This is a genomic window from Luteibacter sp. (assembly GCF_035539195.1).
GTDB lineage: Bacteria > Pseudomonadota > Gammaproteobacteria > Xanthomonadales > Rhodanobacteraceae > Luteibacter.
Genome location: NZ_DATLIW010000012.1, coordinates 43789 through 64571, shown reverse-complemented (window position 1 = coordinate 64571; position 20783 = coordinate 43789). Strand labels below are relative to the sequence as shown.

Genomic DNA, 20783 nt, shown 5'->3' with positions numbered 1-20783 from the left:
CGCCGTCCCCTCACCCGGAATGCGTAGCCTGTGAACGACCTGATCAGCGCCATCCTCCTCGGCATCGTCGAGGGGATCACCGAGTTCCTGCCCGTCTCCAGCACCGGCCACCTGCTCATCGCGGAGCGCTGGCTGGGCGCGCGCTCGGACCTGTTCAACGTGGCGATCCAGGCCGGCGCGATCCTCGCCGTGACCTTCATCTACTGGCGCACCCTGTGGAGCATGCTGCAGAACTGGCGGCGCCCGGAAACCCGCGACTACGTGATGAAACTGGCCGTGGCCTTCCTGATTACGGCGGCGCTGGGCCTGGTGGTGACCAAGCTGGGCTTCAAGCTGCCGGAGAACGTGACGCCGATCGCCTGGGCGCTGATCGCCGGCGGTATCTGGATGATCGTGGCCGAGAAGGCCACGATGAACCGGCCCGATCAGGTCGCGATCACCTGGCGCGTCGCCATCCTCGTCGGCCTGGCGCAAATTGTTGCGGGCATTTTCCCGGGAACCTCGCGTTCCGCGGCGACCATTTTCGTCGCCATGCTCGCCGGCACGAGCAATCGCGCGGCGGCTACCGAATTCGCCTTCCTGGTCGGCATCCCGACCATGTACGCCGCGACCGGCTACGAATTGCTGAAGACCTTCAAGCAGGGCGGTGTCGCCGGCGAGGACTGGACCGGTCTCGGCGTGGCCTTCGTCGTTTCCACCCTGGTCGCCTTCGTCGCGGTGAAATGGCTGCTGGGATACATCCGCTCGCACAAGTTCACCGTCTTCGCGGTGTACCGCATCGTCCTTGGCATCGCCCTGCTGCTCCTGCTGCCCGCGGGTGGTTGAGTCGCCCACCCGGCCATGACCTCCCGCTTCCGGCTACTCGATCTCACGGTCGACCTGGCAAGGCAGCGGGTGGAGCGCGGCGATGTCGCGCTCGACGTGACCGGCCTGAGCTTTCAGCTGCTCGTGTGCCTGATAGAACGCGGCGACCGTGTCGTCGGCTTCGACGAGCTCATGAAAGCCGTGTGGGCCCCCGCCGTGGTGAACGAGGAGACCGTGACCCAGCGCGTGCGCCTGCTCCGCCAGGCCCTGGGCGACGACGCGCGCCAGCCGCGCTACATTCGCACCGTGCGCGGACGCGGCTATCAGTTGGGCGCGCCGCCCGAGCCGCTGGCGGAATCGACCGCGCGGCGACGGCATTCGGTCTGGCCGGCCGTCGCCGCCGTGGGCGTGCTGGCGGCCGTCGCGCTGGGCGCGGGTTTCCTCGCCCACGAACAGAAGCCGGTACTCACCGCGCAGCAGGAGTTGCTTCAGCGCGCCCACTGGTACGCGGCCATGGGTCAACGCGAGAACAACGAACGCGCCCTCTCGCTGTACGACAACGCCCTGCACGAGGCACCCGACGATGCCGATGCGCTGACCGGCGCGAGCCGCACGCGATCGGCGCGCACCTGTCTCTACAACACCGGCGCAGACGATGCCCGCGATGCGCAACGTCTCGCTGATCGTGCCGTCGCCTTGCGCCCCGACCTGGCCGCGGCCTGGTCCGCGCTCGGCTATGCGCGCGACTGCCTCGGCGACATCTCCGCTGCCATAGCCGACTACGAGCATGCCGTGCGACTGGATCCTGCCGACGATGGCAGCCGCTCGTCCGCCGCCTATCTGTACCAGGAACAAGGCCGGCTGGCGGACGCCCTGCGCGCCAATCTGGACATGCACGGCGACCCGGCGCGCGTGCGCTTTCGCGACGTACAGATCGCCCGCGAGTATGAACTGCTCGGCTTCGATGCGGCGGCCGAAGGGCGCTTTCGGCGCGTCTTCGCCTTGTCGCCCGACAATGTCTTCTCCAACCTGGCCTGGCCCGCGTTCCTTTTTGCACGCGGGCGTTTCGACGAGACACGCACTGCGCTGGCTCAGGCGCGGGAACGTGACACGCCGCGCGCCGAGCTCGCACAGCTCGATGGCGAACTCGCCCTCCGGCGCAATGACCCGGCCGCGGCGGCCAACGCGTTCGCCGAGGCCCATGCCATGCGTCCCGAATCACGATTGCAGACGACGCTCGCCGCCGTCTACGGGCCCGTGCCGGTCACCCCGGCATGGCTCGCGCAGCGCATCGCGGAAACCCGCTCCAGCCTGGTCGACGACCCGTGGCCCGCCAGCCGGATCGAGCTGGCCGTCCTCCTGCAAGCGGCGGGCGACCGACGCGGCGCGATCGCGGCCCTTGCCGATGCGGTGGACAAGGGATGGCGCGACGCCGGCTATCTCCGCGCCTCGCCGTTGTTCTCGTCGGTTGCCGCGGACCCCGCTTTCGAGGCGGTGCTCGCGGCAATCGATCGCCGGGTCGCCGCGGAACGAGAACGGGTGCTTGCGGCGCCCTGGTGTCCGGCCGATCTGAAAACCCGGCAACTCTTGCGCGAGAGCGGTCAGCGCGGCAGGGACGAGAGAATGTAATCGCGAAAGATGGTCTGCGACTGCGGATGCGCGAAGCCCTTGTTATAGGCCTGGCTGGTGATCACCGTGACCAGACCACGCTCGGGCAGGACGAACACGTAGTTGCCGCCGTTGCCGCTCATCGCCCATACCTTGGTGTCCACCCCGTGGATGGGGAAGCGAAACTGCCACCACAGGTAGCCGTAGTCGGCATCGTCGCGAGCCTGGGCATGCGGTGTCAGCATCGTCGCGACCCATGCCTTCGGCAGCACCTGCCGCCCCTGCCATCGGCCACCATCGGCGACGAGAAGGCCGATCTTCGCCAGGTCGCGCGAGCGATACCGCGTGCCACCACCGCCCATGCCTACGCCCTCGCTCGAGGTGTTCCACTTCACCTGCGCGATCCCCAGGGGTTGTTCGAGCGTCTCGTGCGCAAACCGCGCCAGGGGCATCTTCGTCGCCCGCTCGACCACGGCGCCGGCCAGGAACGCGCCGGCGGTGCAATAGGAGAACGTGCGGCCGTACGGCGAATCCTTCGGCCGGCTCACCCATGGCGCGTAGCCGCGGATCGGGATGTTCAACGCGAAGTCGAGCCAGCGCTCGGCGACGTACATGCGCTCCTCATTGCCCGCGGAGAACGGATTCTCGTCGTCGCACTCGAGGATCGAACTCATCGTGAGCAGGTCTTCGATCGTGATGCCTGCCCGACGCGCGTCCGGGTGGTCGATGCGTATCTCCGGGAAGAACGCGTACACCGGCTGCTTCACGTCGTGGATCGCCCCACGCGCGATGGCGGCACCGACCAGCATCGCCGTGAGGCTCTTGCTCGCCGAGCGTATGTCGTTGAGGAGATCGGCCGAGCCGTCGTTGAAATAGTGCTCGTAGACGAGGCGTCCGTGGTCGACGACCAGGACACTGGTGATCTGCTTGAAGCTGCCGTCGACCATCTTGCCGTCGAGGCTGGCGAGCGTGGCGGTGTCCCAGCCGAGCTTGCCGGCATCGGCCACGGGCCAACCGTCGGCCGAGGCGAGGGGTGGCTGGTAGGTTGCCGCCGTCACCGGGAAGGCGACGGCGAAGATCAGGGCGGAGAGGGCGAGACGCATGTCGGAAGCTCCTTGGGAAGAGCCCCGAGTGGATCGTCATGCGCCGTGAAGTGCCTGAAGTCCGGGTGAAGTTTTATGAAGCCGTGTTACGCGACCGCCGCGATGGGCGCGGGTCCCAGCTTGCGAATTCGGTCGAGTTCGGCCATCTGCGCCTGGACGATCTGGCACTGCGGCGTGCTGGTCCGCTGGAACAGCTCGCTGGTCCACTCGATGAAGGCCTGCACGCGGGCGGAGAGGTGACGCTTCTGCGGGTAGACGATCCAGAGGTTGGAACCGGTGGAGATCGTGTCCGTCATGATGATTTCGAGCAGGCCCTTGTCGAGCGCGCTCGCGGCCAGGCAATGCGGTGCCTGGATGACGCCCAATCCGGCGATGGCGGCCTGGATCACCGACTCGCCGTCGTTGATCATCATGTGCGCGTCCACGTCCACGGCGACACGACCGCTGGGCGAGTCGAACTGCCACTGCGACGGCTTGCCCGTGCTCGGGTGGACGAAATTTACCGTGCGGTGGGTCTTCAGGTCTTCGATGGTGGTCGGCACCCCATGGCGGGCCAAATAGGCCGGCGAGGCGCAAAGCACGTTGCTGAAGTGGCCGATCTTGCGGGCGATCAGGCTGGAATCGGCCAGTTCGCCCATGCGGATGGCGCAGTCGAAGCCTTCTTCGTTCAGATCGAACGGGAAGTCGCACATGGTCAGCTCGAGCCGGATATCGGGGAATTTGGCTTCGAATTCGGCGAGGTTGGGGATGATCGCCGCGCGACCGACCGCCGACGAAGCCGCCACCCTCAACTTGCCGGCTGGCTTGGTCTTCGCGTAGCCCAGGGCCTCGGTGGCTTCGGTGAGATCGGCAAGGATCTCCTTGCAACGCGCATAGAACGCGGAGCCATCGTCGGTTAAACGAAGGGAACGCGTGGAACGGAAGAAGAGCCGTGCGCCGAGGCTTTCTTCCAGCCGCGAAATCGCCCGGCTGACCCCCGACGGGGTCATCTCGAGATGCTGCGCCGCGGAAGAAAAGCTCTTGGCCTCGACCACGCGAACAAAAACGCTGATAGCGGAAAAGTCTTCCATCGCCGACTCCGGGAATCTTCATTCGTGACTGTGAATCACAGGCGCGATGATTGTAGACCCATTTAAGCCTTGACAGGCAAGGCCTAGATTACGCCCCCTGAGACGGACCGGCTTGACCTCAACCAAAGTTGAGGTTGCATCCTGCGCCGCCGCACGACTTTCCCGCCTACCTATCACGCTCTCAGGACCTCGTCATGAAGAAGAAACTCCTGTTCGGTTCGTCCGCGCTCGCCGTCGCGATCGCCTCGGCGCTCTGGCTCAGCGCCGGCAGCTCGCCGATCCACGCCGCCGAGCCCGCCGCTGCCATGCCGGCACCGGAGGTCACGGTAGCCCAGGTCCTGCTGCGCCCCGTCTCCGACGCCAACGCCTTCACCGGCCGCATCCAGGCGGTGGACACGATCCAGATCAAGCCGCGGGTCAGCGGCTATGTGGATAGCGTGCACTTCCGCGAAGGCGCCACGGTGAAGAAGGGCGACCTGCTCTTCACTATCGATCCGCGTCCGTACCGGGCCGAGACCGACCGCCTCGCCGCCAACCTCGCCCAGGCCCGCGCCGAGGCGAAGAATGCGGACGCCAACGCCGCCCGCGGCAGCAAGCTGGTCCAACAGCACGCCGTGTCGCAGGAAGAAGCGGATCGTCTCGATACGGCCGCCGCCAGCGCCAAGGCGCAGGTCGCTTCGGTGCAGGCCGCCCTCGACAACGCACGCCTCAATCTCTCCTTCACCGAGGTTCGTGCGCCGGTCGACGGCAAGGTCAGCAATGCCCAGATCACCGCCGGCAACCTGGTCACGCCGACCGATACGCTGACCAGCGTCGTCACCGTCGACCCGATGTACGTCTACTTCGACGTGGACGAGCAGACCTTCCTCAAGCTCGACCGCCTGCGTCGCGCCAACGGCCATGCACCTGACGTCGAGATGGGCCTGGCCGACGAAACCGGCTACCCGCACGTCGGCAAGATCGACTTCGTCGACAACCAGATCCGCGCCGGTGCCGGCACGATCCGCCTGCGCGCCGTGTTCCCGAATGCGGATGGCGCCTATACCGCCGGCCTCTTCGCCCGCGTGGAACTGCGCAGCGGCAACACCGAGCCGCGTGCATTGATCGACGACAAGGCCGTCGGCACCGACCTTGGCAACAAGTTCGTCTACGTGGTCGGCAAGGACAAGAAGGTCGAATACCGCCGCGTCTCCACCGGTGCCCTGGTGGACGGCCTGCGCGTGATCGACTCCGGCCTCAATGCCGAAGACGTCGTGGTGGTGAACGGCCTGCAGCGCGTGCGCCCGGGCGTCGAAGTGAATGCGAAGCGCGTGGCGATGGCCTCGCTGGTACCGGAGAGCGCACGCAATGTCGCCGCCCGTCCCGCCGGCGTCGACAGCGTGGCGCAGAACCAGGACTGATCCCTCATGAAAATCGCGCAATATTTCGTCGAACGCCCCATCCTGGCGGGCGTGCTGTCGGTGCTCTTCCTGATCGCGGGCAGTATCGCCGTGTTCAAGCTGCCGATCAGCGAGTACCCGGAGGTCGTTCCGCCGACCGTCGTGGTGAAGGCGAGCTACCCGGGTGCGAACCCGAAGGTCATCGCCGAAACCGTCGCCACGCCGCTCGAAGAGCAGATCAACGGCGTGGAAGGCATGCTCTATACCTCCTCGCAGTCCACCAGCGACGGCCAGATGACCCTCACGGTCACCTTCGCCCTCGGTACCGATCTCGACAACGCGCAGGTGCAGACGCAGAACCGCGTCTCGCAGGCGCTGCCGCGACTGCCCGAGGAAGTGCAGCGTCTCGGTGTCACGACGACCAAGAGCTCGCCCGACCTGACCATGGTCGTGCATCTGACCTCGCCGGATAACCGTTACGACATGCTCTACCTGTCGAACTACGCCCGTACGCGCATCAAGGACCAGCTCGCCCGTCTCGACGGCGTGGGTGACGTCCAGTTGTTCGGCGCCGGCGAGTACAGCATGCGCGTGTGGATGAACCCCGAGAAGCTGGCCATCCGCAACCTCACCACCGGCGACGTGATCAAGGCGGTGCGCGAGCAGAACATCGAAGTCGCCGCAGGCGCGCTCAACGCGCCGCCGGGCCCGAACTCGAATGCGTTCCAGGTCAACATCAACACGCAGGGCCGCCTGGTCACCGAGGACGACTTCCTCAACATCATCGTGCGCAGCGATCCGACCGGCTCGGTGACCCACCTGCGCGACGTTGCGCGCGTGGAACTGGGCTCGAACAACTATGCCCTGCGCAGCCTGCTCAACAACCGGGAGGCCGTGGCGATTCCGATCTTCCAGCGCCCGGGCTCGAACGCCATCGCCATCTCCGATGAAGTGCGCGCGGAAATGGCCACGCTGAAGAAGGACTTCCCGCAGGGTGTCGATTACACCATCGTCTACGATCCGACCGTGTTCGTTCGCGGCTCGATCGAAGCCGTGGTGCATACGCTGTTCGAGGCGATCATCCTGGTCGTCCTCGTGGTGATTCTGTTCCTGCAGACCTGGCGTGCATCGATCATCCCGCTGGTGGCCGTCCCGGTCTCGCTGATCGGTACGTTCGCCGTGATGTACATGGTCGGCTTCTCGCTCAACGCGCTTTCCCTGTTCGGACTGGTGCTGGCGATCGGTATCGTCGTCGACGATGCGATCGTGGTCGTGGAGAACGTCGAGCGGCACATCGAGCATGGACTCGATCCGAAGATGGCCACGCGCCAGGCGATGACCGAAGTCACCGGTCCGATCGTCGCCACGGCGCTGGTCCTGTGCGCGGTGTTCGTGCCGGCCGCCTTCATCAGCGGCCTGACCGGTCAGTTCTATCGCCAGTTCGCCCTGACCATCGCCATCTCGACGGTGATCTCCGCGTTCAACTCGCTGACCCTGAGCCCGGCGCTTGCCGCGTTGCTGCTGAAGGGCCGCGACGAGCCCAAGGACAAGCTCACGGTCCTGATGGACCGTAGCCTCGGCTGGATCTTCCGTCCGTTCAACCGCACCTTCGAGCGCGCCTCCAACGGTTACGTCGGCGGCGTGAAGAAGATCCTTCGCTTCGCCGTGGTGATGCTGGTGCTCTACGCCGGCCTCGTCGGCCTGGGTGTGCTCGGCTTCGCGCGGACCCCGACCGGCTTCGTGCCGCCGCAGGACAAGCAGTACCTGGTCGCGTTCGCCCAGCTGCCGGACGCCGCCTCGCTCGACCGCACGGAAACGGTGATCCGCGAGATGGGCGACATCGCCCTGAAGGATCCGGGTGCGGCGAGTGCCGTGCAGTTCCCCGGCCTGTCGATCAACGGCTTCACCAACAGCACCAACTCGGGCATCGTCTTCGTGACCCTGAAGCCGTTCGAGGAGCGTCGCGACAAGGACCTCTCGGCGGATGCCATCGTCGCGCGCCTCAATGCCAAGTTCGCTTCCATCCAGGGTGCGTACATCGCGATCTTCCCGCCGCCGCCGGTCAACGGCCTCGGCACGATCGGCGGTTTCCGCATGCAGCTGGAAGATCGTGGCGACCTCGGCTTCGACGAGCTGTTCAAGCAGACCCAGGGCATCATCGGCGCCAGCCAGAAGACGCCGGAGCTCGCCCACCTGTTCAGCAGCTTCCAGGTGAACGTGCCGCAGTTCGATGCGGATATCGACCGCGAGAAAGCCAAGTCCGAAGGCATCGACCTGGGTGATGTGTTCCAGACGATGCAGGCGTACCTGGGGTCGCTCTATGTCAACGACTTCAACCGTTTCGGCCGCACCTACCAGGTGAACGTTTCCGCCGAGCCGTCGTTCCGCCACGAGCCGTCCGATGTCGTCGGCCTGAAGACCCGCAACGCCGCCGGCGACCTCGTGCCGCTCGGCTCGTTCCTGACCATGCGCCAGACCAACGGTCCGGATCGTGTGCAGCACTACAACGGCTATCCCACCGCCGAGATCAATGGCGGCGCGGCACCGGGCTACAGCACGGGTCAGGCGCAGGAAGCGATGGAGAAGCTGGTCAACGCGAGCCTGCCCAACGGCATGAGCTACGAATGGACCGAACTGACATACCAGCAGATCCTTGCCGGCAATACCGCGGTGCTGGTGTTCCCGCTGTCGGTGCTGCTGGTGTTCCTGGTGCTGGCGTCCCTCTACGAGAGCCTGAGCCTGCCGCTCGCGGTCATCCTGATCGTACCGATGGTGCTGCTGTCGGCGATCGCCGGTGTGATCGTCACCGGTGGCGACAACAACATCTTTACCCAGATCGGTCTGATCGTGCTGGTAGGCCTCGCCTGCAAGAACGCGATCCTGATCGTGGAGTTCGCTCGCGAAGCGGAGATCGAAGGCATGAACCGCGTGGATGCCGTGCTCGAGGCGGCCCGCCTGCGACTGCGTCCGATCCTGATGACCTCGTTCGCCTTCATCATGGGCGTGGTCCCGCTGGTCACCTCGCACGGCGCGGGTGCGGAAATGCGTCATGCGATGGGCGTGGCGGTGTTCGCCGGCATGCTCGGCGTCACCTTCTTCGGCCTGATCTTCACCCCGCTCTTCTATGTGTTGATCCGCGGCTGGAACGAACGCTCGGCGGCGAATCGCGCTGCACGCCGTGAGCGCCGTCTCCTCGAACACGCGGCCCGGGAGTCGTGATCATGAAAACCATCCTCCGTAGTACGGCCCTGTTCGCCGCCCTCGTCCTCGCCGGTTGCGCGAGCGTGGGCCCCGACTATCACGCGCCGAAGGAAGCGCCGGTCACGCTGCAGGGCGTCGACCCGGCGCAGCAGACCAGCACCGATTTCCAGGCGCAATGGTGGAAGCAGTTCGGCGATCCGACGCTGGATAGCCTTATCGTCCGTGCGGCAAAAGGCAGCCCGGATCTGAGGATCGCGGTCGCCCGCCTGAAGCAGGCGCGCGCGGCTCTCGGCACCGCGAAGTCGCAGCAGATTCCGGATATCGAAACCGGCGTGGATTATTCGCGCGCTCGTGAACAGCAGCCGGGCTTCACCGACCGGCGCACGACGATCACCTCCTACCAGGCCGGCTTCGACGCCTCTTGGGAACTCGACCTGTTCGGCGGCATCCGTCGCTCGGTCGAGGCCGCCCGTGCGGATGCCGGTGCCGGCGAGGCCTCCTTGCAGGACGCGCAGGTCACGCTGTTCGCCGAAGTGGCCCGCAACTACTTCGACCTGCGTGGCACCCAGCTGCGCATCGACGTGGCCAGGCGCGACATCACCAACCAGCAGGATTCGCTGAAGGTGATCAATGCGCGCGTGGAAGTCGGGACCGGTGCGGAGCAGGATCTCGCCTCGGCGAAGGCCCGCCTCGCCGCCGTCGAGGCGCAGCTGCCCGTGCTCGAGACCCAGGCCCAGGCCGATCGGTTCCGCATCGCGGTGCTGCTCGGCGAGCGGCCCGGCGAGCTCGACATCGACCTCTCGCCGGCGACGTTCAAGCCGATCGACGTCAGCCTCGCGATCGGTGGTGCCGACGAGGTGCTGCAGCGTCGTCCGGACATCCGCGTCGCCGAGCGTGAGCTTGCCGCGGCGAATGCCCGCATCGGCGTCGCCAAGGCCGATTACTTCCCGCACATCACGCTGGGCGGCTTCGTCGGCTTTCTCGCCGGTCGCAGCAACGACTTCGGCGGGGCCGACTCGCGGGCGTGGTCGCTCGCACCGAGCATCTCGTGGTCGGGCCTGAACGTGCAGCGCGTGGCATCGGGGGTCAGGGGCGCGCGTGCCCGGGCGGAGGAAGCGCAGGCCAACTACGACCGCACCGTGCTCGGCGCGTTGGAAGACGTGGACAACTCCCTGGTCGGCTTCAACCAGCAACGCCTGCGTGTCGAGAAGCTCGTCGTGCAGGCGAAGGAAAGCCGTCGTGCGGCCGAGCTGGCCAAGCTCCGTTACGACGCCGGCCGTACCGACTACCTCGAACTGCTCGACGCGGAACGTACGCAACTTTCCGCGGAAGATCAGCTTGCCGAGGCGGAAGCCGGGATCAACACCCGCGCCGTGTCGCTCTACAAGGCACTCGGCGGTGGCTGGCAGGCCTGCGGCAACAGCACGTGTAGCGAGGTTGCGAAAGCCCCATGAGCTCCGCGAAGGTTCATCGCCTGCCCGTACAGACGAAGCGATCGAACCCGACCGCCGTGGAGCCACCGCTCACCCAGCGCGTCGCGCTGGTGAGCGGTGCCAATCGCGGTATCGGACTTGAGGTATCGAAACAGCTCGCCTCGCTCGGCGTCACCGTCTTCATGGGCATGCGCCAGCCTGCCAGGGGCGAGAAAGCGGTGAAAACCGTCCGTGACATGGGCGGTGACGCCTATGCGGTCAGGCTCGACGTGACCCGCGCGGCCGACATAGAAGCGGCGATCGCCAATATCGATGGTCGTTTCGGCCGGCTCGACATACTCGTGAACAATGCGGGTGGGTATTTCGACCACGACGCGCGCGTGTCGAAGCCGGACCTGGAGGCTATTCGCGGCGCATTCGATACGAACCTGCTCGGTGCCTGGTGTCTTACCGCGGCGGCGTTACCGCTGATGCGGCGCCATGGCTATGGGCGCGTGGTCAATGTTTCGAGCGAATGTGCCGTCAGCAACATGTGCGGCGAGACGGCGCCGGCGTATCGCATTTCCAAGGCCGCGCTCAACGCCTATACCCAGGTCGCCGCGCACGAGCTGGAAGGCAGCGGCATTCTTGTCAATGCGGTGTGCCCGGGCTGGACGGCGACCGCGCTCGGCGGCAGCGGCGGGCGTCCCGTCGCCGAAAGCGCGGAAGGCATCGTCTGGGCTGCGCTTCTTTCGGAGCGTGAGTCGGTAAACGGCGGGTTGTTCCGGGATCACGCGAGGCTGGCCTGGTAGGCGGCGGGCCTCAGCGCGAGATCATGTGCGCAAACCATTCCCAGCCGCGCAACCTGGCCGTGATGAGCTTGACGCAGGTCAGCATCGGCACCGCGAGCAACGCACCGGGGATGCCCCAGATCCAGCCCCAGACCAGCAACCAGAGCAGGATGGCAACGGGGCTCAGCCGTGAGCGGCGACCCTGCAGCATCGGCGTAAGCAGGTTGCCTTCGATGGCCGTGATGCCGGCGAAGGTCGCGGCAGGCAACAAAGCGGGCCCGAGTTCCTGGAAGTGCAGCACACCGACGACCGAGAGGATCGTCGTCGTCGTGATGGCGCCCACGTAGGGAATGAAGTTCGCTATCGCCGTGACCGACCCCCAGAGCAAGGGGTCCGGTACGCCGTACAGATAGAGCATGCCCGAGGTGACCAGCCCGAGCGTGACGTTGATCGCGGCAGTCAACAGCAGGTAGCTCGACACTTCGGTCTGGATGCTGCGCACGATACTGACCGTGTGTCGCTTGTACGCGAACGTCGGCGATATCTCCACGGCTCGCCGCAGGATCTCGTCGCCGTACACGAGGAAGAAGAACACCAGCAGCGCCACGGTAAGCACGCTGGCCAGCACCTTCGGCGCACCGGCGACGATGTCCCAGGCGGTGAAGGCGAAATCGTTACTGGCCGCCGGTGCGTTGCGCGCGACCGTACCGCCGACGAGATTCTGCGTGGCCCGGCTCGCCGCCTCGATCTGTTGCGTCAGCGGCTTGATCTTCGGCGCGAACGTGCGCATCGCCGTCGGCGCTTCATGGAACCAGTTCAAGGCGGGGGTTGCCAGCGTCGCCACCGCGGAGACCAGACCGACGCCGAGCAGCAGCATGACCGTCACCGCGGCGAACCAGCGCGGCAGGCGAATGCGCGCGGCGGCCACGACGATGGGGTTCAACGCCAGTCCGATGAAGGCGGCAAGAACCAACGGGACAAGCAACGACTTGCCGATTGCCACCGTATAGACGGTGGCGAGCAGGATCATGCCGGTGAGTGAGATACGGATCGCGCGCAGATGACGCGATATCCGCCGCGTGCTCCGGCTGCTACCTGGTTTACGACGCGAGCGCGCCACGGCGAGCGACGACACGGCCACACCGGGTGGCGCCGTCGATGGCAGCGGCGCGGGAACGGGGCTGGGGAAGTCGCTCACGCGACCTCGTCGGCGGCATCGGCCGTGGCGTCGGCGGTATCGCCGGCGAAGTCGCCGAGGAAGCTGCCCGCGGCCATGGAGATCACCTTGCCGATGATGTCGGCCGTCCCACCGGCAACCAGCCCACTCACACCAGGCACGGCCAGCGGATTGACCTTGATGCTACTCAGGAGCACGCCGGAACCGGCCGCGATACCGAGCACCGTGAGCGGATACTCGTAGCCGCGTGCGATGAGCGCGGCGGCGGGTTGTACGGTGGCTTCCCGTGCAAGGGCGACTTCGGCGCGCGCCTTGGTGACTTTCGCCAAGCTGTTGAAAATGCCCACGTCAGCCCTCCACCTTCAGCTCGCCTTCGGCCTTGCCCTGCTTTGCCGCTTCGCGGGCGAGCGTGGCCAGTTCGGCCCGCGAGGCCGGGAGCGTCAGCCAGTGCATGGCCCGCCGGAACACAAGGATCGCCAGGACGAGAAGGATCAGCTGCAGACCCGCCAGCGCCGCCAGCGCCCACGCCCAGGATCCGAACCACTGGGCGAGTCCCCACCCGGCCAACGCCAGCAACGTGAATCCGAGGGCGACCGCGAAGACGATAGCCGCCAGTCCCATGAAGAGCATCAAGGTGATGCCGCTCCGGGCCAGGCCGAGCTCGGCGAGGATGAGGCGCAGTTGCGCCGAGAACAGACGCTTCAGTCCGGCGCCGAGCTTTCGCACGTCGTCGAACCAGGCGGGCATCTTCACTCCCGACGAGCTGGGCGCCTCCGCGCCCGGCATCGGGTCGTCCACTGAGCTCTGCCCCGAGGGACCGTCTTCCAACATGCGTCTTGCCCCCGGGGAGATGTGGTTCAGCTGCGCAGGATGCGACCGGCCAGCCAGCCCGCGGCGATAGCCAGCGCGATGGACTGTACCGGCTTCTCGCGAACATAGTCGCGGGCGGTGTCGAGCCAGTCGTTGGCGGTGTCGACCGCCTCACCGTAGGCTTCCTTGCCGCGAAGCTTGGCTTCTTCGGCTTTCTCGGCGGCGCGCGTGGCGCCATAGGCGGCCTTGTCGGTGGCGTGGTGCAGCGACGACTCGACCTTGTCCGCGGCGCGATCCACGGCGTCCTTGGTGCGGTCGATGGTGTCGGAGGTGGCCTGTTTCACTCGCTCGGCGCTGGCGTCGATGCGCTCGGCGGCCGAAACGGTATTCGCGGCGGCGGTCGCTGCGTTGGCGACGTGGTCGGCGGGCTTGTTCATGACGAAGTTCTCCGGGAACGGGGTGGTGCAACGTAAAACAGGAAAGGTGAGGTAAAGGTCATTCCGCGACTACACGCTGCGACCGCGGAAGAACGAGATGATGGCCAGGATCAGGAAGATGATGAAGAGGATCTTCGCGATACCGGCAGCCGTACCCGCGATGCCACCGAAGCCGAAGACCGCGGCAATGATCGCGATGACGAGGAAGACGAGGGCGTAGTGCAGCATGGTCGGGTACTCCAGTGGGTGGATGGCGCGGAACCCATTTAGTCCCGGCCACCGCGCAGGCCGCGTGAAGTCGGCACGCCATGCTCAAAAGTCGTTCAGCCTCGACCTTCACCCTCTCGTCACGCTTTGACTTTCCGGTTCAGCGAGTAGGTCCCGGTGATCACGGCCTCGTCCACGACGTGCCCCTTCATCACGTCCCTCAATTCGGCCAGGGAGAAGCCGTTTTCAAGCGGCACCGTGTCGACGTCCAGTGCATAGACGTGGAAGTGGTAATGGTGTGCGATCGAATCGTTCCAGGGCGGGCACGGGCCGTCGTAGCCGTGGTAATGGCCTTCCATGTCGCGATCGCCCTTGAACCATCCGGTGTAGTCGTTGAGACCCTGCACCGAGCCCGGCGGGCCGACCGGATCTTTCTTGCCGCGCGCGACGACGCCTTCGCCACAGGCGCCCTCGCCCAGTTCGCGGCATTCCAGCGGGATGTTCGCCATCAGCCAATGGACGAACTCGACGCGCGGCAGGTGGCGGGGCACCTCGCGACCTTCCACGTTGACGTCGTCCGGCCTGGACGGCACGTCCGTATCGATGACGGCGATGGCGAACGACTTCGCGGTTGCCGGCACCTCGGTCCAGGCAAGGTGGGGTGTGACATTTCCTGCAGGCTTGATCGGTTCGCCGATCTCCATGAAGGCGTAGGTGGCCGCGATGGGCTTGCCGTTCTCGATGCTGTCGCTTTTGAGGCGCATGGGGATCTCCAGGTTGCTTCACGCATGGTCGGACGCCCGGGGATGGTGGGGATCAGCGGGCGATGGCGTCGAAACGGGCTGCGATGTAGTCGTCGGTGAAGCTGGTCATGCCGAAATCACGGATGAAGCCACAGTGGCCACCGTAGCGGGCGATGTCGAGTTCGATATTCGGCGGAAGGCGCAAGGCGCGGAAAGCGCCGATGGGGATGACCGGGTCGTCGCTCGAGGTGAGGATGGTGGCCGGAACATGCATGTTCATCAGTCGGTCGCCGGCGATCGAGTAGCCGTCGAGGTAGGCCTCGAGCGACCCGAAATCCGTGTGCCGCAGGACCAGCGAAGCGGTCAGCTCGCGCATGTTCTGCTTGAGCTCGTTGAGCTCGAAATAGGTCTGCTGGGGGAAGGCTTCCTGCTTCAGGCGCAGCGACCGTCGCCATTTCTGCATGAAATAGGCGTGGTAGATCCACGGCGCTTCCTTCTCGAGCGAGAACAGGCCCTCGGCCGGATCGACGATCGGGCAGACCGCGAGCACGTAGTCCAGCGGCACGCCTTGCGCGGGCGCCAGCATAGCTGCGCGGAGGGCGAAGTTGCCGCCAAGCGAGAAACCGGCGACGCCGATCGTCTTCGCCGGGAACATCCGGGCGATCTCGCCAAGGGCGGTGACCACCTCGTCGATGCGACAGGAGTGGAACAGGGCTTCGTTGAGTCCGTGGCTGTCGCCGTGGTCGCGAAAATTCAGGCGGAACACGTCCCAGCCATCTTCGAGCAGGCGGCTGCCGGTTTGCAGCACATAGGTGGAGTCGACGCTGCCTTCCCAGCCGTGGAACAGGATGGCGAGGCCCCGCGACTCGCGACCGGTGGTCTGCGCGGTATAACGGCCGCTCAGCCGGTCGCCTTGCCCGACATCGACCAGCACTTCGCGTGCATCCACCTGCACCTGGTGCGCCCGCCTGGGCAACAGGCGACGGCGAACGCCACTGGACGAAAGCATGGTCTGGATGTGCCCGCTGCGCAGCGGCCACGGCGGCAGGAAGTCTGAGCCTTTGGGCAGGCTCATGCGGGCGTATCGGTGTCCAGGGCCAGCGCGATGCGTTCGCGCGAGGCCTCGGCCATGCGCCGACGGCCATCGGCCGATACCGGCACCGACTCGAGGAAATGAACCTCCACGTCCAGCGGGGCCTCGCCCAGCAGCCGGATGACGTTGCCCATAAAGGTCTCGTTCTCGCGGAAACCGGCGTCGATGACCCGACGGCCCTGGCGCGCGAAGCGCAGGGCCACGGGCTGCACCGGAACCTCGGCGTCGAGCGCGGCCTGGAAAATACGCGCATGGAACACACGGAGCACGCCGTTATGGCCGGTGCCGCCCTCGGGGAAGACGGCGACCGAACGGCCCTCGTGCAGGCGCTCGACCATGACCGCCATGACCGATGCCAGCGAGTGGTTGCTGCCACGGCGGTGGAAGATGGTGCCTCCGCGTGACGCCATCCAGCCGACCAGTGGCCAGCCGGCGATTTCGGCCTTGGCGACGAAGCAGGCTGCGCGCTGCGAATGCATCAGCGTGATGTCCAGCCAGGACGTGTGGTTGGCGACGAACAGGACCGGATCGGGCAGTGGCGTGCCGAAGCGGCGGCTGCGGAAGCCGAAGATGCGAAGCAGCAGCACCGACCACAGGCGGATCGCGCGATGGGCGAAGGGCTCGCGGCCGTTCTTCATCACCCCGTTGGACCAGCTCAGCACGAAGGTGCAGATCAGGATGGCGAACACGATATGCAGCAACACCAGCGGGATTCGCCACAGATAGCGAAACGGACGCATGCGGTCGCGGGAACTCAGGTTGGCAGAGGTGGCTTCCATCGAGAAAGCAAGATTAACGATGGCCGGGCTGTGCCGCTAGAGGAACTTGCGTTTGTTCTTAAGTCACGCGGGCTTGCGACGTGCTAGACAGGCACGTTAGCGAGTGGCAAGGCGGTCGAAGCCTTTACCGTTCGCAGGACAAAGCTCGTGTTGACGTCGGCCACGCCCGAGGCATTCAGCAGCCGATCGAGCAGAAAGCGCGAGAAGCCGTCCAGATCCGCGACGTAGACCTGGAGCAGGTAGTCCATGTCGCCGGTGAGCGCGAAGCAGGAAACCACCTCGTCCCACCCGGCCACCTGCACGGTGAACCGGTCGATCGCCTCGGCTTCATGGCGGGAGAGCTGCACGCGAACGAAGGCCTGCAGGCCCAGGCCGAGGGAACGCGGTTCCAGGCGGGCCCCGTAGCCGGCGATGACGCCGTCGGCCTCCAGTTTCTGCACGCGGCGCAGGCAGGCCGAGGGCGAGAGGCTGACCTCGGTTGCCAGCTCGGCGTTGGTGATCCGCCCATGGGTTTGCAGGGTGGCGAGGATACGCAGGTCGGTGCGGTCGAGGGTCGCTTGCATGATTGTTTCGCCATGATCGTCTACGCCGGCACATTGTTGCACAGTGGCGGCCTTTTAGCGCAACAACACAAGCCTATTGCGGCGCTTCCTCGCTAAGCTGAAGCCTAGATCACCACCCGCACTGCAGCCCAAGGAGGCCCGCCATGGACACCCCCCGTCGCGTCGAACACCAGCAGACCGACCGCGGATACGTGCCCGTCTACGCGACCGGCACCGTGGAGCAGCCGTGGGAGAGCTATTCGAAGACGGACCACGAGGTTTGGGACACCTTGTACAAGCGCCAGCGCGAGCTGTTGCCTGCTTACGCCTGCCAGGAGTTCCTCGACGGCGTCGAGCGCTTCGGCCTCGGCGACGGCGGTATTCCGCGATTCTCCGAGCTGAACAAGGTGCTGGGCGAGGCCACGGGCTGGGAGGTCGTGGCCGTGGAAGGCCTGCTGCCCGACGAGGTTTTCTTCGACCACCTGGCCAACCGTCGCTTCCCGGTCAGCTGGTGGATCCGCAAGCCGGACCAGTTGGACTACCTGTCCGAGCCGGATCTGTTCCACGACCTGTTCGGCCATGTGCCGCTGCTGCTCAATCCCGTGTTCGCCGATTACATGCAGGCATACGGCAAGGGCGGCATGAAGGCGCACGCGATCGGGCCCGAGGCGCTGATGAACCTCACGCGCCTGTACTGGTACACCGTCGAGTTCGGACTGATCCGGACCGACAACGGCCTGCGTATCTATGGCGCCGGCATCGTCAGCTCCAAGGGCGAATCGGTCTATTCGATCGACTCCGCGGCGCCGAACCGCATCGGTTTCGATCTGGAGCGTGTGATGAACACCCGCTACAGGATCGATACCTTCCAGCAGACGTACTTCGTCATCGACGACTTCGCGCAGCTGTTCGATGCGACCGGCCCGGACTTCACGCCAATCTACGCGAAGCTCGCCGAGCGCTCTGCCGTGGCGGCGGGCGAGGTGCTTGTGACCGACCACGTGTTCCATAAGGGCACCCGCGAGGGCTTCGCTTCAGGCGCGGACAACTGAATCTCAACGGCAGCCTAACGAACGGCGTTCTACGATGGACTTACTTTCCGCTGAACAGGGTGTGTCCATCGTGGTCGTCTTCGATATTCCGTTCGAGTCCGTCGGTCCGGGTCTCTGGCTATTGCAGAAGAACGAAGCCGAATATGGCGAGTTCTGCTCACGGGACGACGCTCTGGAATGCGCAATAAGCGAGGCCCGTCGGATCGAGCAGGCCAACGCGTTCTCCGACATCGTGCTGAACATCGAAGGCAATGACGGCCGCTGGCGCGCCTTCGACACCTCGATCCGGCCCTACGCGAGCCGCAGCCGCACGGTGTGAGCCAAACATGGCGGGGTTGCCCTGACGGGCGGGTGGGTCGCTGACTCGCCCGCCCGTTCCTTTGTGTGCTCCCACAGACCGTCGCGGCCCGATTTGCCGGATTCCGGGCAAAATAAAACCCCGGCAGCCAGGGGAGGAGCTGCCGGGGTCGGTGTCGGGTCCAGGCTATCAGGGGAAATAGCGGGACCCGGGACAGATAGACCAATAACAACCGGTCGTCTGACAACAGGTCGCCTCTCGGCGATCACAGACTTAGATAAGGGCGATCGCGTGAAGTTCCCGCATTACGGGGTAGGCGCGTTTTGCCTGCGTTTATCTTCAGCGCGCATCGCGTGCTCCGCGAGCCAGGGGGTGACTTGCGCAACCCACAGGGCGTAGCCCTTCGCGTTCATATGTAACCCATCTTCAATGAACAGATCCGGCCTGGGCTGGCCTTGCGCATCGAGCATCGCCGGCACCACGTCGAGGAAAGCCACGTTCTTCTGGGTCATCGCCCAGGCGCGGATCAGTTGGTCGGCCCGCAGGATATTCGGCAGCAAGGCGGCCCGCGCCACGCTGGGCTTGATCGCGATGAACGCAATCGGCAGATCGGGCTGTGACTGGCGCACCTTGCCGACGAAAGCGGCAAAGTCGTCGCGGACCTGCTCCGGCGAGTCGCCACCCTGGAGATCGTTGTCCCCGGCATACATCACCAGGGCCGCCGGACGGTAAGGCGTCACGATGCGATCGGCGAACGCCGTCGCGTCGTCCAGATCGGATCCGCCGAATCCGCGGTTGATCACCCGATACCCGGGAAAGTCGGTACCCAGCGTCTTCCAGAAGCGAATGGACGAACTGCCGATGAAGAGCACGGCGTTGGCCGGCGGGGGCTGGCTCTTGTCCGAGGCCTCGAAGGCCTGGATGTCGGCATTCCATTTGGCGTGGTCCGACTCCTTTGCCACCGCGCCACAGGAAAAAACGAGAAGAAGGAGAAGAATCGTCAGGCGTGTCATGCGTAGACCGTAACTGCTTACGGTCTACGAGGTAAACCCTGACGCTCCACGGGGGTGACCTTCAAGACCGCTTCGACGCGGATGCCGTTCCAGCGATAGATGAGATGCTCGGCCTGCACGCAGGGCGCCACCAGATCGGGATAGAAGAGCGCCACGCATTCGCCGCCTTCATGGCGCGCGCTGTCGTAGGCAATGCCATTGGAGCCGCTGTCACGCAGGCGGCGGGCGAGTTTCACGCTTGCCACATACGAGTCGGGAGCGTGCTCGGCCGCCCAACCGCCACGAATGTCGTGCAGCTTGCCGGCAATGGCGGTCTTGTAGCAGCGCACCTGGACGTCGGTGGGCGGTTCATGCGTCGCGGCGAGGAAGGCTTCGCGGTGGAATACCGTTTCCTCGATCGCCGTCGCCACGCTGTGGGCGGCGTAGAACACGCCCCAGTGGCCGTCGGAAAAGCGACTGCCTTCCGGCGGGATATGCGCAAAGGCCGCCATGATCGGCGTCGTGCCCGGGCCGGAGACGCGGCGCGACGGCGGGACCAGGCTCAACGCACCGATTTCATCGCGCAGGCGCGGATTGGTCAGCGACTCGATGGCCATCACCGCGTCGATGTCCTTCGGATCGGCGATCCGGTCGAACAGACCGACCGGCGGAAACCGGCTGGGGACGATGCGGTAGGCGTGGCTCCAGCGGATGCGCCGCAAAGGAGGTGTTGGCTCGCCGGCGCTCATCCGTTCCAGCCGCGCTGGGCGTCGAGGTACTGACGGACGACATAGAGATCGGCCACGTTGCCGGACAACATGCGCTCCAAGGCGGGGCGACCGCCGAACAGCGAGGCGTCGTTGGGCTTGCGCAGCCAGGCGTCGGCCTGGGCGGGGTCGGGAAAGAGTATCTGCAGGTCCTTCCAGATGCCGAGCAGGTAGCTGATCCGCTCGATGACGTCCCGCGAGGGGGCGCCGTCCTGCTGCTTTTTCCACTTGAAGTAGGTCGACTCGGGTGGGTCACCGAGCAGGGTGCGCTGCTCGGTGACACGAAGCTTCCAACGCTCGGCCAGGGCGAAGAAGGCCCGGAGCGCGGGACCGCCCAGGTCGCCCGTGGGCGTGGGTTCGGCATGGATGACGGAGTGCATCGTTGCTCTACCTGTGGAGTTATCTCTTAATGTACTCCATTTGTAGACCGATTTCACGGAAACGATTGGCTAGCCGTGGCAGGGCTGGTTTTTGGTTCGGCCTCGCGGGCTCGGCTGCGCCATCGTTCTCTACACTTG

The 20783-nt window shown here is 65.7% G+C and carries 22 protein-coding genes; 8 read left to right on the top strand and 14 right to left on the bottom strand.

Annotated features, from left to right (window positions below):
• Positions 1 to 30: 30 nt before the first annotated feature.
• Both VM621_RS03325 and VM621_RS03320 read left to right on the top strand, forming a co-directional pair.
• Positions 31 to 825: an undecaprenyl-diphosphate phosphatase gene (locus VM621_RS03325; RefSeq protein WP_325467575.1), complete on the top strand. Its 795-nt coding sequence runs from the start codon at positions 31 to 33 to the stop codon at positions 823 to 825.
• Between the two features lie 15 nt (positions 826 to 840).
• Positions 841 to 2433: a winged helix-turn-helix domain-containing protein gene (locus VM621_RS03320; RefSeq protein WP_325467574.1), complete on the top strand. Its 1593-nt coding sequence runs from the start codon at positions 841 to 843 to the stop codon at positions 2431 to 2433.
• Here VM621_RS03320 and VM621_RS03315 read toward each other — a convergent pair.
• Together VM621_RS03315 and VM621_RS03310 are read right to left on the bottom strand one after the other, a co-directional pair.
• On the bottom strand, positions 2406 to 3515 hold the full coding sequence (locus VM621_RS03315) for a serine hydrolase (RefSeq protein ID WP_325467573.1): 1110 nt from the start codon (positions 3513 to 3515) through the stop codon (positions 2406 to 2408). The two genes, VM621_RS03320 and VM621_RS03315, sit on opposite strands and share 28 nt — an antisense overlap.
• An 86-nt stretch (positions 3516 to 3601) precedes the next feature.
• On the bottom strand, positions 3602 to 4585 hold the full coding sequence (locus VM621_RS03310) for a LysR family transcriptional regulator (protein ID WP_325467572.1): 984 nt from the start codon (positions 4583 to 4585) through the stop codon (positions 3602 to 3604).
• 194 nt (positions 4586 to 4779) lie between these two features.
• Here VM621_RS03310 and VM621_RS03305 point away from each other — a divergent pair, with 194 nt between their 5' ends.
• The 4 genes from VM621_RS03305 to VM621_RS03290 are packed head-to-tail and all read left to right on the top strand — an operon-like array spanning position 4780 to position 11389.
• Positions 4780 to 5985, top strand: coding sequence for an efflux RND transporter periplasmic adaptor subunit (locus tag VM621_RS03305; protein ID WP_325467571.1), 1206 nt, complete (start codon positions 4780 to 4782; stop codon positions 5983 to 5985).
• Positions 5986 to 5991: 6 nt separating this feature from the next.
• On the top strand, positions 5992 to 9183 hold the full coding sequence (locus VM621_RS03300) for a multidrug efflux RND transporter permease subunit (RefSeq protein ID WP_325467570.1): 3192 nt from the start codon (positions 5992 to 5994) through the stop codon (positions 9181 to 9183).
• A gap of 2 nt (positions 9184 to 9185) precedes the next feature.
• Positions 9186 to 10619 (top strand): TolC family protein, encoded by a 1434-nt coding sequence (locus VM621_RS03295; protein WP_325467569.1) that lies wholly within the window; start codon positions 9186 to 9188, stop codon positions 10617 to 10619.
• A complete protein-coding gene (locus VM621_RS03290) occupies positions 10616 to 11389 on the top strand; it encodes an SDR family NAD(P)-dependent oxidoreductase (RefSeq protein ID WP_325467568.1) in 774 nt (257 codons plus the stop codon). The genes VM621_RS03295 and VM621_RS03290 overlap by 4 nt, the downstream gene beginning before the upstream one ends.
• 10 nt (positions 11390 to 11399) lie before the next feature.
• Here VM621_RS03290 and VM621_RS03285 read toward each other — a convergent pair whose 3' ends face one another.
• The 9 genes from VM621_RS03285 to VM621_RS03245 all read right to left on the bottom strand — a co-directional run bounded on the left by VM621_RS03285 (position 11400) and on the right by VM621_RS03245 (position 17177).
• Positions 11400 to 12566: an AI-2E family transporter gene (locus tag VM621_RS03285; protein ID WP_325467567.1), complete on the bottom strand. Its 1167-nt coding sequence runs from the start codon at positions 12564 to 12566 to the stop codon at positions 11400 to 11402.
• Positions 12563 to 12892 (bottom strand): hypothetical protein, encoded by a 330-nt coding sequence (locus VM621_RS03280; RefSeq protein WP_325467566.1) that lies wholly within the window; start codon positions 12890 to 12892, stop codon positions 12563 to 12565. Before VM621_RS03280 ends, VM621_RS03285 begins: the two co-directional genes overlap by 4 nt.
• Before the next feature lies 1 nt (position 12893).
• Positions 12894 to 13292 carry an ABC transporter ATP-binding protein gene (locus VM621_RS03275; protein WP_325467565.1) on the bottom strand — a complete coding sequence of 133 codons (399 nt, stop codon included), beginning with the start codon at positions 13290 to 13292 and terminating at the stop codon, positions 12894 to 12896.
• Between the two features lie 110 nt (positions 13293 to 13402).
• The gene (locus VM621_RS03270; protein ID WP_325467564.1) at positions 13403 to 13792 is read right to left on the bottom strand and encodes a hypothetical protein; all 390 of its coding nucleotides are present in this window, start codon (positions 13790 to 13792) and stop codon (positions 13403 to 13405) included.
• A gap of 69 nt (positions 13793 to 13861) precedes the next feature.
• A complete protein-coding gene (locus VM621_RS03265) occupies positions 13862 to 14020 on the bottom strand; it encodes a DUF1328 domain-containing protein (protein ID WP_082878844.1) in 159 nt (52 codons plus the stop codon).
• Between the two features lie 119 nt (positions 14021 to 14139).
• Positions 14140 to 14763 (bottom strand): YbhB/YbcL family Raf kinase inhibitor-like protein, encoded by a 624-nt coding sequence (locus VM621_RS03260; RefSeq protein ID WP_325467563.1) that lies wholly within the window; start codon positions 14761 to 14763, stop codon positions 14140 to 14142.
• A 52-nt stretch (positions 14764 to 14815) separates the two neighbouring features.
• Positions 14816 to 15817 carry a YheT family hydrolase gene (locus tag VM621_RS03255; protein WP_325467562.1) on the bottom strand — a complete coding sequence of 334 codons (1002 nt, stop codon included), beginning with the start codon at positions 15815 to 15817 and terminating at the stop codon, positions 14816 to 14818.
• Positions 15814 to 16614, bottom strand: a complete 801-nt coding sequence (locus VM621_RS03250; protein WP_325467561.1) for a lysophospholipid acyltransferase family protein — start codon at positions 16612 to 16614, stop codon at positions 15814 to 15816. The genes VM621_RS03255 and VM621_RS03250 overlap by 4 nt, the downstream gene beginning before the upstream one ends.
• An 83-nt stretch (positions 16615 to 16697) precedes the next feature.
• The gene (locus tag VM621_RS03245; protein WP_325467560.1) at positions 16698 to 17177 is read right to left on the bottom strand and encodes an Lrp/AsnC family transcriptional regulator; all 480 of its coding nucleotides are present in this window, start codon (positions 17175 to 17177) and stop codon (positions 16698 to 16700) included.
• A gap of 143 nt (positions 17178 to 17320) precedes the next feature.
• Between VM621_RS03245 and phhA the strand changes: the two genes are divergently transcribed.
• Both phhA and VM621_RS03235 read left to right on the top strand, forming a co-directional pair.
• Positions 17321 to 18208 carry a phenylalanine 4-monooxygenase gene (phhA, locus tag VM621_RS03240; RefSeq protein ID WP_325467559.1) on the top strand — a complete coding sequence of 296 codons (888 nt, stop codon included), beginning with the start codon at positions 17321 to 17323 and terminating at the stop codon, positions 18206 to 18208.
• A gap of 34 nt (positions 18209 to 18242) precedes the next feature.
• Positions 18243 to 18527, top strand: coding sequence for a hypothetical protein (locus VM621_RS03235; RefSeq protein ID WP_325467558.1), 285 nt, complete (start codon positions 18243 to 18245; stop codon positions 18525 to 18527).
• Positions 18528 to 18811: 284 nt separating this feature from the next.
• Here the strand turns inward: VM621_RS03235 and VM621_RS03230 are convergent, their stop codons facing one another.
• From VM621_RS03230 to VM621_RS03220, 3 genes are read right to left on the bottom strand one after another with little or no spacing between them, the layout of a single operon-like run.
• Positions 18812 to 19519, bottom strand: a complete 708-nt coding sequence (locus VM621_RS03230) for an SGNH/GDSL hydrolase family protein (RefSeq protein WP_325467557.1) — start codon at positions 19517 to 19519, stop codon at positions 18812 to 18814.
• Positions 19520 to 19536: 17 nt separating this feature from the next.
• Positions 19537 to 20247, bottom strand: a complete 711-nt coding sequence (locus VM621_RS03225) for an RES family NAD+ phosphorylase (RefSeq protein WP_325467556.1) — start codon at positions 20245 to 20247, stop codon at positions 19537 to 19539.
• On the bottom strand, positions 20244 to 20645 hold the full coding sequence (locus VM621_RS03220) for an MbcA/ParS/Xre antitoxin family protein (protein WP_325467555.1): 402 nt from the start codon (positions 20643 to 20645) through the stop codon (positions 20244 to 20246). Before VM621_RS03220 ends, VM621_RS03225 begins: the two co-directional genes overlap by 4 nt.
• Positions 20646 to 20783 lie beyond the last annotated feature (138 nt).

Bases quoted from the DNA above. Each gene is read 5' to 3' on its own strand.
- VM621_RS03320 (WP_325467574.1), top strand. From the start codon at position 841: ATGACCTCCCGCTTCCGGCTACTCGATCTCACGGTCGACCTGGCAAGG.
- VM621_RS03315 (WP_325467573.1), bottom strand. From the start codon at position 3,515: ATGCGTCTCGCCCTCTCCGCCCTGATCTTCGCCGTCGCCTTCCCGGTG.
- VM621_RS03310 (WP_325467572.1), bottom strand. From the start codon at position 4,585: ATGGAAGACTTTTCCGCTATCAGCGTTTTTGTTCGCGTGGTCGAGGCC.
- VM621_RS03305 (WP_325467571.1), top strand. From the start codon at position 4,780: ATGAAGAAGAAACTCCTGTTCGGTTCGTCCGCGCTCGCCGTCGCGATC.
- VM621_RS03300 (WP_325467570.1), top strand. From the start codon at position 5,992: ATGAAAATCGCGCAATATTTCGTCGAACGCCCCATCCTGGCGGGCGTG.
- VM621_RS03295 (WP_325467569.1), top strand. From the start codon at position 9,186: ATGAAAACCATCCTCCGTAGTACGGCCCTGTTCGCCGCCCTCGTCCTC.
- VM621_RS03290 (WP_325467568.1), top strand. From the start codon at position 10,616: ATGAGCTCCGCGAAGGTTCATCGCCTGCCCGTACAGACGAAGCGATCG.
- VM621_RS03275 (WP_325467565.1), bottom strand. From the start codon at position 13,292: ATGCCCGCCTGGTTCGACGACGTGCGAAAGCTCGGCGCCGGACTGAAG.
- VM621_RS03270 (WP_325467564.1), bottom strand. From the start codon at position 13,792: ATGAACAAGCCCGCCGACCACGTCGCCAACGCAGCGACCGCCGCCGCG.
- VM621_RS03265 (WP_082878844.1), bottom strand. From the start codon at position 14,020: ATGCTGCACTACGCCCTCGTCTTCCTCGTCATCGCGATCATTGCCGCG.
- VM621_RS03260 (WP_325467563.1), bottom strand. From the start codon at position 14,763: ATGCGCCTCAAAAGCGACAGCATCGAGAACGGCAAGCCCATCGCGGCC.
- VM621_RS03255 (WP_325467562.1), bottom strand. From the start codon at position 15,817: ATGAGCCTGCCCAAAGGCTCAGACTTCCTGCCGCCGTGGCCGCTGCGC.
- VM621_RS03250 (WP_325467561.1), bottom strand. From the start codon at position 16,614: ATGGAAGCCACCTCTGCCAACCTGAGTTCCCGCGACCGCATGCGTCCG.
- VM621_RS03245 (WP_325467560.1), bottom strand. From the start codon at position 17,177: ATGCAAGCGACCCTCGACCGCACCGACCTGCGTATCCTCGCCACCCTG.
- phhA (WP_325467559.1), top strand. From the start codon at position 17,321: ATGGACACCCCCCGTCGCGTCGAACACCAGCAGACCGACCGCGGATAC.
- VM621_RS03235 (WP_325467558.1), top strand. From the start codon at position 18,243: ATGGACTTACTTTCCGCTGAACAGGGTGTGTCCATCGTGGTCGTCTTC.
- VM621_RS03230 (WP_325467557.1), bottom strand. From the start codon at position 19,519: ATGACACGCCTGACGATTCTTCTCCTTCTTCTCGTTTTTTCCTGTGGC.
- VM621_RS03225 (WP_325467556.1), bottom strand. From the start codon at position 20,247: ATGAGCGCCGGCGAGCCAACACCTCCTTTGCGGCGCATCCGCTGGAGC.
- VM621_RS03220 (WP_325467555.1), bottom strand. From the start codon at position 20,645: ATGCACTCCGTCATCCATGCCGAACCCACGCCCACGGGCGACCTGGGC.